Genomic DNA, 15041 nt, shown 5'->3' with positions numbered 1-15041 from the left:
GCGAAGCGGAAGAGGGCGGTTAGCGCCGTGTCGCCACAGTCCCCCAGTAACTCGAGTATCTCGACCGATGACCAAGCCGCCGGGAAGAACCCCGCGGCCGCCTTCGGTGCCAACGAGTGGCTCGTCGACGAGATCTATCAGCAGTACCTCCAGGACCCGAATTCCGTAGACCGAGCCTGGTGGGACTTCTTCGCCGATTACAAGCCCGGGGCGCCCGCCGCCTCGGCGCCGGCGGGTACTGCGGCCGCGGGGGCCGCAGGGACCACCACCACGGCCGCGCCGGCCGCTCCCGTGCCGCCCGCGGCGCGCCAGGCTCCTCCTCAGGCGCCCGCCGCGCCCGCTCCGGCCGCCGCTCCCGCGGCTCCGAAGCCCGCCGCCGCGGCCCCGGCTCCCGTGAAGGCCGCTCCGGCCGCCGCGAAGCCGCAGGCGGCTCCGGCCACCGAGGCGCCCGAGGGCCCCGAGTACGTCACCCTGCGCGGTCCCGCCGGTGCCGTCGCGAAGAACATGAACGCCTCCCTGGAGCTGCCCACGGCCACGTCCGTGCGCGCGGTCCCGGTGAAGCTGCTCTTCGACAACCGCATCGTCATCAACAACCATCTGAAGCGCGCCCGGGGCGGGAAGATCTCCTTCACCCACCTCATCGGGTACGCGATGGTGCAGGCCATCAAGGCCATGCCGTCGATGAACTGGCACTTCGTGGAGAAGGACGGGAAGCCCACCCTCGTCAAGCCTCCGCACGTCAACTTCGGCCTCGCCATCGACCTGGTGAAGCCCAACGGCGACCGCCAGCTGGTCGTCGCGGGCATCAAGAAGGCCGAGACGCTGAACTTCTTCGAGTTCTGGCAGGCCTACGAGGACATCGTCCGCCGCGCCCGTGACGGCAAGCTGACGATGGACGACTTCACCGGTGTCACGGTCTCGCTGACCAACCCCGGCGGCCTCGGCACCGTCCACTCGGTCCCGCGCCTGATGCCCGGACAGTCGGTCATCATGGGCGTCGGCTCCATGGACTACCCGGCGGAGTTCCAGGGCACCTCCCAGGACACCCTGAACAAGCTCGGCATCGCGAAGGTCATGACGCTCACGTCGACCTACGACCACCGGGTCATCCAGGGCGCCGCCTCCGGCGAGTTCCTGCGCATCGTCGCGAACTTCCTGCTCGGCGAGACCGGCTTCTACGACGAGATCTTCGAGTCGCTGCGGATTCCCTACGAGCCGGTCCGCTGGCTCAAGGACATCGACGCCAGCCACGACGACGACGTCACGAAGGCCGCCCGCGTCTTCGAGCTGATCCACTCCTACCGGGTCCGCGGCCACGTCATGGCCGACACCGACCCGCTGGAGTACAAGCAGCGCAAGCACCCCGACCTCGACATCACCGAGCACGGGCTCACGCTGTGGGACCTGGAGCGCGAGTTCGCCGTCGGCGGCTTCTCCGGCAAGTCCCTGATGAAGCTGCGCGACATCCTCGGCGTGCTGCGCGACTCGTACTGCCGCACCACCGGCATCGAGTTCATGCACATCCAGGACCCGAAGCAGCGCAAGTGGATCCAGGACCGCATCGAGCGCCCGCACTCCAAGCCGGAGCGCGAGGAGCAGCTGCGCATCCTGCGCCGGCTGAACTCCGCCGAGGCCTTCGAGACCTTCCTGCAGACGAAGTACGTCGGCCAGAAGCGCTTCTCCCTGGAGGGCGGCGAGTCCGTCATCCCGCTCCTCGACGCCGTCATCGACAGCGCCGCGGAGTCCCGTCTGGACGAGGTCGTCATCGGCATGGCCCACCGCGGCCGCCTGAACGTCCTCGCGAACATCGTCGGCAAGTCGTACGCGCAGATCTTCCGCGAGTTCGAGGGCAACCTCGACCCGAAGTCGATGCACGGCTCCGGCGACGTGAAGTACCACCTGGGCGCCCGGGGCACCTTCACCGGCCTGGACGGCGAGCAGATCAAGGTCGCGCTGGCCGCGAACCCGTCCCACCTGGAGACGGTCGACCCGATCATCGAGGGCATCGTCCGTGCCCGCCAGGACATCATCAACAAGGGCGGCACGGACTTCACGGTCCTGCCGGTCGCCCTGCACGGTGACGCGGCCTTCGCGGGCCAGGGTGTGGTCGCCGAGACGCTCAACATGTCGCAGCTGCGCGGCTACCGCACGGGCGGCACGGTCCACATCGTCATCAACAACCAGGTCGGCTTCACCGCCGCCCCGGAGTCGTCGCGCTCCTCCATGTACGCCACCGACGTGGCCCGCATGATCGAGGCGCCGATCTTCCACGTGAACGGTGACGACCCCGAGGCCGTCGTCCGTGTCGCGCGGCTCGCGTTCGAGTTCCGTCAGGCGTTCAACAAGGACGTCGTGATCGACCTCATCTGCTACCGCCGCCGCGGACACAACGAGTCCGACAACCCGGCGTTCACGCAGCCGCTGATGTACGACCTGATCGACAAGAAGCGCTCGGTGCGCAAGCTCTACACCGAGTCCCTCATCGGTCGCGGCGACATCACCCTCGAAGAGGCCGAGCAGGCGCTCCAGGACTTCCAGGGTCAGCTCGAGAAGGTCTTCACCGAGGTCCGCGAGGCCGTCGCGCAGGCGCCCGAGGCTCATGTCCCGGACGTCCAGGCCGAGTTCCCGGTCGCCGTGTCCACCGCGGTCTCCCAGGAGATCGTGAAGCGGATCGCCGAGTCCCAGGTCAACATCCCCGACAACGTCACCGTGCACCCGCGGCTGCTCCCGCAGCTCCAGCGGCGCGCGGCGATGATCGAGGACGGCACGATCGACTGGGGCATGGGCGAGACCCTCGCCATCGGTTCGCTGCTCCTGGAGGGCACGCCGGTCCGGCTGTCCGGCCAGGACTCGCGCCGCGGCACCTTCGGCCAGCGTCACGCGGTGCTGATCGACCGGGTCACGGGCGAGGACTACACCCCGCTCCAGTACCTCTCGGAGGACCAGGCCCGCCTGAACGTCTACGACTCGCTGCTCTCCGAGTACGCGGTCATGGGCTTCGAGTACGGCTACTCGCTGGCCCGCCCGGACGCGCTGGTGATGTGGGAGGCGCAGTTCGGCGACTTCGTCAACGGCGCGCAGACGGTCGTCGACGAGTACATCTCGGCCGCCGAGCAGAAGTGGGGCCAGACGTCCGGCGTCACCCTGCTGCTCCCGCACGGCTACGAGGGCCAGGGCCCGGACCACTCCTCGGCCCGGATCGAGCGCTTCCTCCAGCTGTGCGCGCAGAACAACATGACGGTCGCCCAGCCCACGTCCCCGTCGAACTACTTCCACCTCCTGCGGTGGCAGGTGCACAACCCGCACCACAAGCCGCTGGTGGTCTTCACCCCGAAGTCGATGCTGCGCCTGAAGGCCGCCGCGTCGAAGGCGGAGGAGTTCACGTCGGGCCAGTTCCGCCCGGTCATCGGTGACGACTCGGTCGAGGCGGCCGCCGTGCGCAAGGTCGTGTTCTGCGCCGGCAAGCTGTACTACGACCTGGAGGCCGAGCGGAAGAAGCGCGGCTCCACGGACACGGCGATCATCCGTATCGAGCGCCTGTACCCGCTGCCGGGTGCCGAGCTCCAGGCGGAGATCGCCAAGTACCCGAACGCCGAGAAGTACCTGTGGGCCCAGGAGGAGCCGGCGAACCAGGGTGCCTGGCCGTTCATCGCGCTCAACCTGATCGACCACCTGGACCTGGCGGTCGGCGCGGACGTCCCGGGCGCCGAGCGCCTGCGCCGCATCTCGCGTCCGCACTCCTCCTCCCCCGCCGTCGGTTCCGCGAAGCGGCACCAGGCGGAGCAGGAGCAGCTGGTGCGTGAGGTGTTCGAGGCGTAGGCCTCCGGCACGACAGCGTGAAGGGGCCCGCCCCCGAGTCCTGGTGGACTCGGGGGCGGGCCTTTTGGTTTCTGGGCGGTGCCGGGGCCGGACGATCCGGCACGGGCCTCATGTCTCCCTCACGTCTCCTGCGGTTCGAAGTCCCAGAAGGGCCGGTTGCGGGAACGGGCGGAGATGGTGTGGACGTGCTGGGGGCCCAGGGTGGCCGCCAGGTCGTCGAGGGCCGCCTGCTCGACCTTCTCGGCCTGCTGGCGGTCCCGCAGGCCGCGCAGATCGGCGGCGAGGGCGATGCGGGCCGAGAGCGTCAGCGGGTGGGTGCGGCCGAGGACCTCGGTGGCACGGGCAACCGTGTCCTGGGTGAGCGCCGCGGCCGACTCCGGGTCGCCGATGAGGTTGCGCAGGGCGGCGGCGTTGATGGCGCAGCCGAGCGTCCAGGGATGGTTCTCGCCGACCGCCACGGTCATGTCGGCCAGTGCCTCGTCGATGGCGACGTGAGCGTGATCGCGTTCGCCGACGCTCCGCAGGACCAGGGCGTGGTTGGCGCGGACACCGGCGATGTAGGGGTGCCCCTCGGCGAGCATCATCTCGTAGCGGGCGATGACGGACTCGCCGATCTCCCTCGCCTGGTCGATGTCGCCGTGCTCGCGCACGAAGCAGCTCGTGGTGGCGGCGAACCGCAGGGTCTGCGGGTGGGTCTCGCCGAGCACGCGTTCACAGCGCTCCAGTACACGGGCGAACAGTGCCCCCGCGGCCCGGCGGTCGCCGCTGCGGTACTGGCACAGGGCCAGGTTGTGTTCGGCGTCCAGGGTCTGCGGGTTGTCGGCCCCCATGACGATGCGGTGTTCGCGCACGCTCTCCGTCTGGATGGACTCCGCCTCGGTGTAACGGCCGAGGTGGCGCAGGTCGGTCGCGTAGTGGATCTCGGAGGAGAGGGTCCACAGATGCCGGCCGCGCAGCAGTTGTCTGCGCGACTCCATGGTGCGCCGGTCGATGTCCAGGGCCTCTTCGAAACGGCCGAGCAGGCGCAGGGACACCGCCAGGTTGTTCTGGGCGCCCAGGGTGCGGGAGTCGGCGTCGCCCAGGAGGTCCCGGTAGGCCGTGAAGATCCACTGGGAGAGTTCCAGTGCCTCGTCGTAGCGGGCGAGGCCGCGCAGGTCGGCGGCGAGGCCGGTGGCGGCGCGGAGGTGTTCCAGGTCCTGGGGGCCGCGTTCCTCGCGCAGGTGCTCGACGGCGGCGCGTTCGATCGCCTCGGTGCGCTGGTAGTCGCCGACCACGCGCAGCAGGTTGGCGTAGTGGTGCGTCAGTTCCCAGACCCGTGCGTGGTTCTCACCGAGCAGGATCCGCCAGGCCTCCATGGCGCGTTCGCCGAGCTTGATGCCGGCCACGTACTCGCCCGAGAGGTACATGTAGCGGAGGCAGTTGAAGACCAGCCCCTGCACCGCCGGGTCCTTGCTCTGCAGGACGTCGGCGTACTTCAGATGCGGGACGATCTCGGCGTACCCCGGCCACAGCCGGGTGTCCGTCGGGCGCCTCGGGTCCGCCGCGGCCAGGGCGCGGCGGACCACGTCGATGAACTCGCGGCGGTCCTCGTCGGGCATGTCCTTGTGGACGATCTGGTGGACCATGCGGTGCAGATACAGGGACTCGCCGGAGGAGGCCGCCTCGTCGCCGGCCGCCTCGTGGGACTCCAGGCGGACGACGGAGTACTGGCGGAGCTGGTTGATGGCCTTGTTCCACAGCAGCGGATCGTTGAGCAGACCCGCGATCTGTTCCGGCAGTTGGTCGTGCGGCATCTCCTTCAGCAGGCGTACGGGGATGAACCCCGGCGCGAAGAAGGTGCACAGGCGGAGCAGGTCGACGGACTCCGGGACGGTGTCGCGGAGTTTGTTCAGCAGTATCGACCAGGCGGTCTGGAAGGCGACCGGGAAGTCGGCGGAGATCTTGACGACGTCCTGGTCGATGCCCCCGTCCAGCAGGGCGATGTACTCCTGGACGGACAGCTCCGAGTCGTTGAGCCAGCCGGCCGTCTGGTCCAGCAGGAGGGGCAAATCCTCCAGGGCTTCGGCGAGTTGGTCGGCCTCGGGTTCGGTCAGGCGGGGTGCGCGGCGGCGGATGAAGGCGACGGACTCGTCGCGGGCGTAGACCGGCACCTCCAGCAGTTTGCTGTTGTGCTCGCTCCACTCGGGGTTGCGCGAGGTGATCAGGACGTGGCCGGGTCCGGTGGGGACGAGGTCGTAGATCTGGTCGGGCTCGTCCGCGCCGTCCAGGATCAGCAGCCAGCGGGAGTACGGGTCGCCCCGGCGCAGCGAGTCGCGTACGGCGCGCAGCCGTTCGCCGTACTCCGCCCCGGTCGACAGGCCCAACTGCGGTGCCAGTTCGGCCAGTCGGCGCCGGTAGGTGACCCGCTTCTCGGCGTTGACCCACCAGACCACGTCGTACTCGGAGCCGAAGCGGTAGACGTACTCGGCGGCGAGCTGGGTCTTGCCGACGCCGGACATGCCGTGCAGCGTGACCACGCCCGCGCCCGCCTCGGCGCCCTGGAGCAGGTGGTAGGCGTCGTTCAGGAGCGGCTCGCGGCCGGTGAAGCGGGTGTTGCGACGCGGCACTCCGCCCCAGACCTCGGGCATCGCGGCCGGGAAGCGGGGGCCGCGCCGGGCGCCTTCGACGGACTCGGGGAGAGGTTCGGAGGGCAGGTCGAGGCGTTCGAGAACGCGGCGCTCGGCCTCGTCGGCGCCCATGTTGTTCAGGTCGACCGCGCCGAGGACGGTGGTGGCCGTCGGCAGCGTGCTGTTGGTGACGGAGACGGCCGCGAAGCGGGACGGGTCGGGCGCGACGACCTCGCGCAGCGCGGCGTTCCACTCCTCGTGGGTGCGCGGGCCGAGCTGGAAGTACCACTCGCTGACGACGATCAGGATGCGGCCCTTGGCCAGGGTCAGGTCCCGCAGCAGGTCGACGAGGGGCACCTCGGCCGGGGAGTCCCAGCGCTGGTACACCACGCGTTGTCCACGCCGCTCCAGACGGTCCCCGATCCAGGCCGCCCAGGCCCGGTTGAAACCGGCGAAGCTGATGGTGACGGTCTGCTTCGCGGACCCCCTTTCGGCTGGCCCGACCGGCGTACGAACTCCAGACATGCAGCGGCCTCCCCGCGCGTGATTTTAGAACCGCCGCGAGGGCCGGCGATAGGGCGCCGACGCACACCGGTCGCTTGCTCCACGGTTCCTTTTCAAAGGTGTTCAGCGACGATCTTGGCGCACTGGCCCTCCCGTGTCCGGGAACCCGCGGCTTTCGGCGAGGATGGCCCAATCGGGGCGAGGCGTGAGGTGTTCGACGGGCGCGCGGGGCGCGTTCGGCGGGCCCGGTCCGACTCGGCCGACCCCGCGCCGCGCCCCCTGGAGGCATGCGGTTCATTCGCCCGGTGCGTGGCGCCGGGTCCACAGCGCCCGGGCCGCCTGTACGTACGCCGTCGCGCGCGCCGCGTGTCCGCGCGGCGGCGGCTGCTCGGCGAGCCGTTCGTACACCTCGACCATGCGGTCGACGAACTTGCGTCCCCGCACGGTGAGATCACCCGATCCGACGAGCGCCGGCAGGACGGCCCCGACCTGTGCCTGATAGCGCGCGTGCTCCGCCCAGGCGGCGTCCCGGAGGGTGGGGAGCGTGGCGGCGAGCGCGCTGCGCTGGAAGAAGTCCGCCAGCGCGAGGTGGGAGTAGGCGCCCTGCAAAAGGTTGTCGTAGGGGCGTGGATCGGGGCGCCAGGGTGCGAAGTGGCGTGCTTCCGGACCTGCGTGATGGAGCGTCATCATCTCGCTGAGCGCGGCGAGTTTGGTGTGCTGGATCTCGTGGACGAGGGTGGCCGCGAACACGGTCGCCGTCGCCGGCGCGCTGCTGAGCACCGCGCCGAAGGCCTCCCGCCGGGTGCCGCTGCAGCTTCCGCCGGCGCCGCCCGGCACCGAGCCGGGCGGGGCGGCCAGCGGGACCAGACAGCGGAGCAGGGTCACCGCTTCCGCGAGGCGCCGCTCGCCGCCGAGTCCGAGCGCCGCGGCGGTGCCCGACCAGGTGTGCAGCCAGTGCTTGCGGTCGGCTTCGTCGAGGACGGCCGGGCCGCTCAGGGTGTCCGGGCGGGGTCCGCCGCGCGCGGTCCGATAGGGGTCGAGGTCGTCCAGCGGTACGGCGGCGGAGTCCAGCACGAGACCGGGCAGCGTGTACGCCGACGTCCAGGCGGCGGCCTCCGACCAGGCGCCGGCACCGCTCTGCAGGCGGACGACCACGTCCGCCTCGCCGGGCCGCCGGAGCGTCAGCCGCCCCCTCCGGTGCACGACGGCCACCTCCGTCTCCCCGGAACCGGGACCGCCGGTGCGCAGCGCGCCGAGCGAGGGCAGCGTCAGCACACCGTCGTGAGCCGTCAGCCGTACCGCGTAGGACACCCCGGCCCGCGCGGCGGCGACGGCGGCGAGTGACCCGAAGTGGGCGAGCGCGCGGGCCGGTTCACGGGTGTCCCGGCCCGTGAGCGGGCCCGTTCCGGACCTGAGCGCGCGCAGGGTGTCCCGGGCCCATGGACCGGTCAACGGGTGGAGGAGGAGGGCCCGGACAGGGGACGGCGGTGGACGGTTCCCGGGCACCGCACCCCCCTCGGACACCGGCACGGACCCACGCGGCCCCTCGGACACCGGCACGGACCCACGCGGCCCCTCGGACACCGGCACGGACCCGTCCGGCCGCCCGGACACCGGACCGTCCCGGTACGGCCGTCCCCGGCGGTGGGCGGACGGCTCCAGGCGTTCGGCCTCCTCCAGCAGGGCCCAGTCCTCGCGCAGCCGGGCCAGGGCGGCGGCGGGGCAGACGCCCGGGCCGGCCGACTCGGCCGCGTCGAGGACCGCGCGGAGCAGGAGCAGCCGTCGGGTGTGCTGGTCGCGGACGAGAAGCCCGAGGGTCTCGGGACCGCCTTCGGTGCGGCCGAGTTCGTCCACGGCCCGGTCCGGGACCGCCGGCAGGATCACGGGACGTCTCCTTCGGAAGCGGCGGAGACGGCGGCCCCGGCCAGCCTCCCCGCGACATGGGGGATGAAGCGCTGGAGGTCGGCGCAGTACACGGACGGGTTGGTGAAGCCGTGTCCGGCCCGGTATCGATGCGCGTAGTGTCCGCCGCCGCACACGGTGAGCAGGGGGCAGGCCCGGCAGGCCGCGGCCAGCGAGGCGGCGCCCGCCTGCCGGGCCGCGACGCCGGGGTGGCGCAGGGCCTGGTCGAAACTGTTCCGGAAGACGTCGAGGCCGGTCCTGGCCGCCCCCTCGTAACAGGACTTGAGGGAGTCGACCTGCTCGATGGAGCCGTCCGTCTCGACGACGACGGCGTCGAAGGGCGCGAGGCCGAGGGACTCGGTGGCGGCGGGCAGCCCGAGGAGCAGCGCGACGCACTCCTCGAAGAGCCGTACCCGCGTCTCGCGTCGCCCGGCCTGCCACCAGCGGTCGAAGACGGCGCACAGCCAGTCGCCGTAGGGAGTTCCCGGGCCCTCCCGGTGGGGTGGCGGCGCGGACCAGTTGCCGTGCGGGAGCAGCAGGTCGAGGGCCGGCGGCCGCAGCGCGAGCAGCGACTCGTACAGCTCGACCGGGTCCGTGGTGGGGTCCACGACGGTGAGGATCCCGGCGTACGCCTCCGGATGGCGTTCGGCGACCAGGCGTGCGCCGCGTGCGGCCGCGGGCCAGGACGGGCGGCCGGCGTGGTCGGTGCGCAGCGTGTTGTGCTCGGGCAGGCCGCCGTCCAGGCTGATGCCGACGCGGATGTCGTGCCCGGCCAGGACGGCGAGCCGCCGCTCGGTGAGCAGGGTGGCGTTGGTCTGGACGGTGGCGTGCACGGTGCAGCCGTCCGGGACCCGGTCGCGGACGAGGCCGGTGAACCGGGCGAGGGTGTCCACGCCCGCCAGCAGCGGTTCACCTCCGTGCAGGACCAGGGACAGAGCCGTCAGGCCGTGGGCGCGGGCGTGTTCGCCGATCCTCGACGCGGTCCGCTCCAGGACGCCGGGCGGGGCCGCGGTGGGGCGGCCGCGCCAGGTGCGGTCGGGGCCCTCGTAGAGGTAGCAGTAGCGGCAGGCCAGGTTGCAGCGGCCGTGCATCTTGACGATGAACTGCCGGAAGGGAGAAGGCGGTTCGGGTCTTGGCGGTTCGGACAGGGCCCGTTCGGGCAAAGGCGGTTCGAGGTGCGGCACGGAGATCACGGGGATCGGGGAGGTCACCTCTGCAGACACTCCGGCACCCCCATGCTGTACGGCCGCGCGATCCCACGCCGCGAACCGCGCCACGGCCCCCTGCCCGTACGGGGCGACATTCCCGGCCGCGGACCGGACACAAACGTCACCCCGTCGAAGTTGTCCGGTTCATTCACGAGGGGAGACCGGAACTGGCTGCTCGTGAGTGGTGTTTGACCGAGCCCTCCCTCGCTTTGCCGCTCAGAAAGCGCTGTTGAACCCCCACAGGATCTCGCTCGGCTGTCCGGACCGCGTCCGCAGATCGGCCAGTACCTCTGCCAGCACCGGGTGTTGAACGGTCCGCAGCTCCGCCAGATCCAGGTCCAGCAGCTCGGGAAGCTCCGCCGGATCCGGCACCTCCGTCGGACCGCACGGCGCTCCTTCAAGCCCCGGCGCCTGTGACGGGTCCGGGGTCTTTCGCGGGCCCGGGGTCTTTCGCGGGTCCGGGGTCTTTCGCGGGCCCGGGGTCTTTCGCGGGCCCGGGGTCTTTCGCGGGCCCGGTGACTGCGGCAGCCGCTCCCCCGCGCTCTCGCGGTCCCGTGCGCCGTCCGGTACGTCGTCGCGTGCGCCCATGTCTTCTCCCTCGGCTTCCCTGACTCCGCCCCGGCGGCCGCCGGCAGGCGCTCCTCACTCCAGCTCGGCCAGCCGCTGTGCCGTCTGCCGGGCCGTCGGCTCGCCCGTGCTCGCGACACCGTCCGGCAGCCGGGACCACTCGGTCCGGGCGGCCCGGTAGGCCTCGCGCGCGGCACGCGGACGCGCCGCCGCTTCATAGGACATACCCCGCCAGTGCTGTGCCCGAGCGGCCAGTTCCACGGCTTCCTGGCGCATGCGCTCCGTCTCGGCCTCCTCCTCGGCCTCGCGGGCCGACTCGGCCGCGGCCCGGAAGGCGTCGACGGCCTCGTCGAGCCGCGCCTTGCGGCCGAGGCTCTGGTACGCCTCGATCTGGGCCTGTCCGAGCTCCAGCCAGCAGCGGGCGGTGGTGAGCGGCGGGCCGTCCTCAAGGGCCGCGAGGCCGAACAGGTGCTCGGCCTCCCGCAGGTCGACCCGGTCACCGCGGGCGCGGTAGCGCAGCATCAGCGCGCGGCCGAGCAGCAGCAGGCGGTGGGCGAGTTCGGTGCTGCCCGCCGGTGTCTCGGTGCGGCAGTCCCGCAGCACGCGGATGGCCCGGTACAGCGATTCGCTCGGGGCGCGTCCCTGATCCGGCACGGCGTGCCGCAGCAGTGCCTCGCCCCATTCGGCGAGGACGTCCGCGTGCGCGGGGGCGTCCCGGGGCACTCCGCGGGAGGCCTGCTCGAACCGTGCGGCGGCGTCCTGGAGTTCGCGCGGGTCGCCCGTGTCGGCGTACCGGGCGACGTGGATGCGCCCGGCGCGCACCAGCAGGGCGGAACGCAGCCCCTGTTCGCGGGTCAGGGCCAGCGCCTCCTCGACATGGTCGCGGGCGTCGTCCAGCGCGCCGCCGGACCTCAGGAGCGCGTCGACGAGATCGAGGAGGATACGGACGCGCGAGGACTCACCGGCGGCGGGCGTGTCCTCGGGGCCGGTTTCCAGGGCGGCGCGCAGGGAGCGCGCGCCCTGCTCCGCGTACAGCCTGGCCTGTTCGTGATCGGCCGTGGCGCCCGACAGGCGCAGCAGGACACGGCCGTGGGCGAGCGGGAGTCCCGTGGGGCGGCTGCGCCGGTCGGGCCAGGCGTCGGCGAACGCCTCCAGCATGCCGACCGCGCCCTGGAGGAGCGCGCTGTCGCCGCCGAGGCGCCACTGCGCCTCCAGCGCCCGGACCCGCTCCAGGGTGAGCCGCAGGGCCTCGGCGGCGTCCAGTTCGGGCGCGGCGCAGGCCACCGCGTACTCGCGGTCGGCGCGTTGCAGCAGGTCGAGCGCGCCGCGCCGGTCGCCGCGCCGCCTGCGGTCGGTGGCGGCGGCGTGCAGCACCCTGGCCAGGCTGGCCCTCTCGCGCAGGGCGCGGGGGTGCGCGACGGCGCGTTCGGCGGCGGCCTCCGCCTCGCGCAGCAGGTCCGCGCCGCCCTGTACCTCCCACAGCAGCAGTACGCAGTTGGCGTACTCGGCCCACAGTTCCGGGTCGGCGCCGGGGACCGGTTCGTGTTCGGTCGCGCCGCGCAGGAGCTGGACGGCGTCGATGAGGTCCTGCACCATGCCGTCGCTGCCGAACTGGCCGGCCAGTGAGCGGGCCCTGTGCACGGCGGGGTGGGTGGGCCGCTGGTCGGGCGGGCCGTCGGGGCCGCGGGCCGGCGCGTAGGTGGCGAAGTGTTCCGGCAGCGGCATGAATCGCTCCAGTACCCGTGCGGCGACCTCGGCGAAGGGCTGGGGTACGAGGGTGGCGCCGCCGTTGTCGCCGTTCTCGCCCGGATATCCGGCGCCGGGCGAGAACGGCGGTCCGGAGCCGCCCTCGCCGAGCTGTGCGAGCGCCAGGGCGGGGAAGTTGGGGCCTCCCTTGCCGAAGCGGTGCTCGATGTATTCGGAGCAGTGCTTGAGCACCAGCATGGCCTCGTCGAGGCCCAGCGGGGACAGCAGGGCTTCCTGGGCGCCGGGCGCGAACTCGTACCACTGGGTGCCGTCCGCGCCGTACTCCTCGGTCCTGGCGCGTGAGACCAGACCGCTGAGCAGGACCTCGGCCAGTTCGGCGGGCCCGGAGTCGGGGAGCATGGTGCGCTGGACGAGTTGCATCACGGGGAGGCTGAGCGGGGCGGCGGCCAGATAGCCGGCCAGTCGTCCGGCGGTCTTGGAGGCGTTGGAGCGGAACCGGCTGACCAGTTCGAGCCCGGACATGCGGCGTCCGGGCCGGGTGCTCCGGGCGGACTCGTGGTGCCTGCGCACCCAGCCGACGGCACCGGCCACGGGTCCGGCGCCGGCTCCGGACAGCAGGCGTGCCCAGGCGCCGAGCGCGGCGGGCTCGGGCGGCAGGACGGGCACGGGGAGCGCGCCGTCGCGTGCTTCCGGCGGGGTGCCCGCGGGCAGCCGGACCTTGAGTGTGGCGGCGCCCGCGAGGGCTTCGCCGCGGGTCAGTTCGCCGTACGACACCGGAAGCCGGGTGCGGTTCCACATGCGCTGCGGCAGCGGCTGGAGTACGGCGGCGGGGCCGAGCCGGGACAGGTGGTGCAGGAGCCTGTGGGCGTGGCCGCTGTGCCACAGGGGGCCGGCGCAGTCGCTGACGAGGAGGGTGACGCGGCGGCCTGTCGGGTCGCTCAGCCGGTCGGCGGAGTGCAGGGGGGCCGTGCCGGGCTCGGGGCTGCGGCTGACGGCGGGTTCTCCGTCCGGGCCCTGGTGGAGGTGGCTGACCTGGATGTCCCGGAAGGCGCCGAGCCCGCTGAAGACCTGCTCCAGTTCGGCGAACATCCGGTCCCACACGCGCATGGACGAGGAGGCGTCCATGACGAGCTGGAGGGTGGCGTCGGCCCGGGTCACCCCGCGGAACACCGGCAGGACCAGTCCGCCGGCCCGGGCGGTGCGTTCGGCGGTCTCGGTCTCGTCGAGGACTTCACGCAGGGGCGGTGCCGCGGTGCGGTAGCCCTGCAACGGGCGTAATGCGCGCTGGAGTTCGAGCGGGGAGGGGAACGCGGGCGCGGCGGGTACGCCGACCGGCAGCACCGCCGACCGGCCCTGCCCGTAGCCGCGCGGCGCGCCGTCGCGCGGCACCGGGTACAGCGCGACGCGCCGGTCCGTCTCCGTGTCCCGCCGGGCCGGTGCGGGCCGGTCGCCGGGCGGTGGCCGTTCCTCCCGCCGCGTGTCCCGGCGCCCGGCGGCGGGGTCCTCGGCCGCCCCCTTGTGACCGGACGCCGGCGCGCTCCCCCACTCGGTCCCGGCCCGGTCCGGCGGGCGCGACCAGCGCGCCAGCCACAGGGCGTCGGCCAGTTGGCGGGCATCGGGATCCAGCCCGGCCTGCCGTATCCGGGCGATGAGTTCGGCGATCGGGTCGCCGCCGGTCATCAGCGCGTCACCTCGGGCGGTCGAGTCGCTGGATGAGCAGGTCCGCGAGCCGGTCCCGGCTGGGCGGGGCCGCGGCGTCGGTGAGGTAGATGGCGTTCAACAGCTGGTCGGCCGCGACGAGTTCGCTGCGTGAGCGCTCCAGGAAGTGGGTGATCAGATCGTCCCCGACCCGCGCGGCCTCGTCGCCCAGGTGGGCGCGTACGAAGGTGGCGAGCCGCTTGTGGTCCGGGCGGCCCAGTTCGAGGTGGATGCAGCGGCGCATCAGCGGGGCGGGGAAGTCGCGCTCGCCGTTGCTGGTGAGCACCACGAAGGGGAAGGCGTGGCAGCGCACCCGGCCGTCGCGCACCCGCGCCTTGGTGCCGTCGTCGGTGAGCACCGCGGCCTCGCCGCCGGGCAGCCGGTCGGCGACGCGTTCCAGCTCGGGAATCGCGAACTCGCCCTCCTCCAGGACGTTCAGGAGGTCGTTGGGCAGGTCGATGTCGCTCTTGTCCAGCTCGTCGATGAGCAGCACGCGCGGGGTCTCGGAGGGCAGCAGCGCGGTGCCGAGCGGGCCGAGCCGGATGTAGCTGCCGATGCCCTCGACGGAACCGGGGGCGCCGGTCGCGGCCGGGTCGCCACCGTGCGGCGCGGCGAGCTGCACGTCCTGGAGCCGGGCGATCGCGTCGTAGTGGTAGAGGCCGTCCCGCAGCGTGGACCGGCTGACGATCGGCCAGCGCAGGACGTTGCCGAGGCCGAGTTCGTACGCCACCGAGTGCGCGAGCGTGCTCTTGCCCGCGCCGGGGCTGCCGGTGACCAGCAGGGGCCGGCGCAGATAGAGCGCCGCGTTGATCATTTCGAGTTCCTCGGCGCCGGGCCGGTGCAGTTCGGCCAGATGCCGGTACGCGCCCAGCCTGCGGTCCTCGGAGCCGTCGCCGTCGCTCCCGGCGGCGTCCCGGCTCGCGAAGTCACGCCACGGCGGTGGGGCCGGAAGCCGGTTCAGGCCGTCGTGGGGTTCGCCTGCGCCTCGGTAGATGAGCCACTCGCTGGAATCGGTCATTGCCCAGTCCTC

At 72.6% G+C, this 15041-nt stretch carries 7 protein-coding genes; 1 reads left to right on the top strand and 6 read right to left on the bottom strand.

The window, feature by feature from the left end; translation table 11 throughout:
• Positions 1–27: 27 nt before the first annotated feature.
• Positions 28–3819 carry a multifunctional oxoglutarate decarboxylase/oxoglutarate dehydrogenase thiamine pyrophosphate-binding subunit/dihydrolipoyllysine-residue succinyltransferase subunit gene (locus OG410_RS27845; protein WP_329301626.1) on the top strand — a complete coding sequence of 1264 codons (3792 nt, stop codon included), beginning with the start codon at positions 28–30 and terminating at the stop codon, positions 3817–3819.
• 119 nt (positions 3820–3938) lie between these two features.
• Here OG410_RS27845 and fxsT read toward each other — a convergent pair whose 3' ends face one another.
• From fxsT to OG410_RS27815, 6 genes are all read right to left on the bottom strand, one after another.
• Complete coding sequence (gene fxsT / locus OG410_RS27840; RefSeq protein ID WP_329301625.1) at positions 3939–6950, bottom strand: FxSxx-COOH system tetratricopeptide repeat protein; 3012 nt, start codon at positions 6948–6950, stop codon at positions 3939–3941.
• A 273-nt stretch (positions 6951–7223) separates the two neighbouring features.
• Positions 7224–8813: an aKG-HExxH-type peptide beta-hydroxylase gene (locus OG410_RS27835; RefSeq protein ID WP_443063800.1), complete on the bottom strand. Its 1590-nt coding sequence runs from the start codon at positions 8811–8813 to the stop codon at positions 7224–7226.
• Positions 8810–9922, bottom strand: coding sequence for an FxsB family cyclophane-forming radical SAM/SPASM peptide maturase (locus OG410_RS27830; RefSeq protein ID WP_329304273.1), 1113 nt, complete (start codon positions 9920–9922; stop codon positions 8810–8812). Before OG410_RS27830 ends, OG410_RS27835 begins: the two co-directional genes overlap by 4 nt.
• A gap of 333 nt (positions 9923–10255) precedes the next feature.
• Entirely contained in the window at positions 10256–10411 is a 156-nt protein-coding gene (fxsA, locus tag OG410_RS27825) for an FxSxx-COOH cyclophane-containing RiPP peptide (RefSeq protein ID WP_329301624.1), read from the bottom strand.
• 270 nt (positions 10412–10681) lie between these two features.
• The gene (locus tag OG410_RS27820; RefSeq protein ID WP_329301623.1) at positions 10682–13993 is read right to left on the bottom strand and encodes an SAV_2336 N-terminal domain-related protein; all 3312 of its coding nucleotides are present in this window, start codon (positions 13991–13993) and stop codon (positions 10682–10684) included.
• 7 nt (positions 13994–14000) lie between these two features.
• Positions 14001–15029: an AAA family ATPase gene (locus OG410_RS27815; RefSeq protein WP_329301622.1), complete on the bottom strand. Its 1029-nt coding sequence runs from the start codon at positions 15027–15029 to the stop codon at positions 14001–14003.
• Positions 15030–15041 lie beyond the last annotated feature (12 nt).

Source organism: Streptomyces sp. NBC_00659, from assembly GCF_036226925.1.
In the GTDB taxonomy this organism is placed as follows: domain Bacteria; phylum Actinomycetota; class Actinomycetes; order Streptomycetales; family Streptomycetaceae; genus Streptomyces.
This window is presented reverse-complemented; position numbering and strand designations above follow the sequence as displayed.

Bases quoted from the DNA above. Each gene is read 5' to 3' on its own strand.
- fxsT (WP_329301625.1), bottom strand. From the start codon at position 6,950: ATGTCTGGAGTTCGTACGCCGGTCGGGCCAGCCGAAAGGGGGTCCGCG.
- OG410_RS27830 (WP_329304273.1), bottom strand. From the start codon at position 9,922: ATGCACGGCCGCTGCAACCTGGCCTGCCGCTACTGCTACCTCTACGAG.
- OG410_RS27820 (WP_329301623.1), bottom strand. From the start codon at position 13,993: ATGACCGGCGGCGACCCGATCGCCGAACTCATCGCCCGGATACGGCAG.
- OG410_RS27815 (WP_329301622.1), bottom strand. From the start codon at position 15,029: ATGACCGATTCCAGCGAGTGGCTCATCTACCGAGGCGCAGGCGAACCC.